The sequence below is a fragment of the Methylobacterium sp. CCH5-D2 genome (genome assembly GCF_001556475.1).
GTDB classification, from domain to species: Bacteria; Pseudomonadota; Alphaproteobacteria; order Rhizobiales; family Beijerinckiaceae; genus Methylobacterium; species Methylobacterium hispanicum.
Window position 1 is genome coordinate 1 of the sequence record NZ_LSIX01000942.1, and the last position, 1,134, is coordinate 1,134.

Sequence of the window (1,134 nt, forward strand, 5' to 3'; positions counted from 1 at the left end):
GCGCAGGCCCGCCTCGCCGCGGGCGATCAGGCCGACGTTCCAGCCGTGGCGCGCGAATTCCCGGGCGATGGCGCGGCCCACGCCCGCGCTCGCTCCCGTGACCACGACGGTGCGTCCCCTGTCTCGTCCGGGCATCGCTCTCCCCGCATCCCCCCGCGGCCCCCCGGGCCGCTCCGGAGCGGGAACGCCCGACATCCCCGATCTTTCCCCCACGCCGATCTCGGACGGGGAGGGGGCCCGCGTTGCCTCTGCGCGGAGCACCGGCCTATAACCGGCCGATTCGCACCCGTGCGGCGTCGAGGGCCCGGGATCCGGTCTCTCCGCCGCGGCAGACAGCCCGAAGAGACATGGCCGGCCATTCCCAGTTCAAGAACATCATGCACCGCAAGGGCCGCGTCGATGCGGTCCGCTCGAAGGTGTTCGGCAAGCTCGCCCGCGAGATCACGGTGGCGGCCAAGCTCGGCACGCCGGACCCGGCGATGAACCCGCGCCTGCGGGCGGCCATCCTGGCCGCCCGCGCCGAGAACATGCCCAAGGACAACATCGAGCGCGCCATCAAGAAGGCGGCGGGCGCCGAGGGCGAGAACTACGAGGAGATCCGCTACGAGGGCTACGGCCCGGGCGGCGCCGCGCTGATCGTCGAGGCGCAGACCGACAACCGCAACCGCACGGCCTCCGACGTGCGCTCGGCCTTCACCAAGTCCGGCGGCAGCCTCGCGGAGACGGGCGCGGTGGCCTTCATGTTCGACCGGGTCGGCGTCATCGCCTTTCCGGCCTCGGTCGCCGACGCCGACACGATGCTGGAGGCGGCGATCGAGGCGGGCGCTGACGACGTGCGCTCGGACGAGAACGGCCACGAGGTGACCTGCGCGCAGGACGCCTACGGCGAGGTCGGCAAGGCGCTGGAAGCCCGCTTCGGCGAGCCCGCCCGCACGGGCCTCGTCTGGAAGGCCCAGAACACGATCGATGTCGACGACGAGACCGGCGAGAAGCTGGTCCGCCTCGTCGAGGTGATCGAGGACCAGGACGACGTGCAGAACGTCTACGTCAACTTCGCGCTCTCCGAGGCGCTGATGGCCAAGCTCGAGGCCTGAGCGGCCGGGACCGCCTCTCCCCGCGCGCCGGGAGAGGCGG

At 72.4% G+C, this 1,134-nt stretch carries 2 protein-coding genes; one reads left to right on the forward strand and one right to left on the reverse strand.

Translation table 11 applies throughout. The annotated features are described in order from the left end of the window. Nucleotides 1-135: SDR family NAD(P)-dependent oxidoreductase (locus AX737_RS33660; RefSeq protein WP_156453959.1), on the reverse strand; the 135-nt coding region annotated here is incomplete at its 3' end. 212 nt (nt 136-347) lie between these two features. Between AX737_RS33660 and AX737_RS25460 the strand changes: the two genes are divergently transcribed. Then, nucleotides 348-1,094, forward strand: coding sequence for a YebC/PmpR family DNA-binding transcriptional regulator (locus tag AX737_RS25460; RefSeq protein ID WP_066926293.1), 747 nt, complete (start codon nt 348-350; stop codon nt 1,092-1,094). The last annotated feature ends 40 nt before the right edge of the window (nt 1,095-1,134 follow it).